Consider the following 556-nt stretch of genomic DNA (forward strand, 5'->3'; position numbering starts at 1 on the left):
TAGCACACTATATAAGGCTATGTATGCCACCGGTTACAGTGAGGAATACTTATTGAGTAATTGTTATTGAGGTGTTAATTCTTTTGTCTTTTCTTCTTTTCCGTGTAAATAAAAAACGCATTGAGGAATAACACTTCTCAAAGCTAAGGCATTGAGGTTTACAAGGATCTAACCTTTTAGTAACTTTGTTAGCCTTTCGGCTTAGTTCAATTAACGTTTACGTTACATTGTAAAGATAGAAAATAATTGTTGATTCCATGAATGAAAGGCGTATAATTCTTTGCATAGGGGAAAGGAAATAATCTTTCCAGACTGTTAAAAATGTTAAGAGGAATTAATCAAATGTTCTTAAATACAGCAATCAACGCGGTTAAAGTTAAAGTAATGGTTAAAGAAGGTAAAGAAGCATTAACAGAAGCAGAATCAATGATTAATCAAGTAGTTGCCATGTATATCAATGCTTCAGAAGTTAATGAAATGATGAAAACTATCAGTAATAAACTGACATTTATCAATGAGTTAATGTATAAAGCAACACAATTAGACAGCGCCAATC

The 556-nt window shown here is 31.8% G+C and carries 1 protein-coding gene; it reads left to right on the top strand.

What is annotated here, in order from left to right:
* Nucleotides 1-321 precede the first annotated feature (321 nt).
* A partial coding sequence (locus N1032_RS27200; protein WP_259543819.1) for a hypothetical protein occupies nucleotides 322-556 on the top strand: 235 nt, incomplete at its 3' end.

Origin of the sequence: Herbiconiux daphne (assembly GCF_024979295.1) — a bacterium.
In the GTDB taxonomy this organism is placed as follows: Bacteria; Actinomycetota; Actinomycetes; order Actinomycetales; family Microbacteriaceae; genus Herbiconiux; species Herbiconiux daphnes.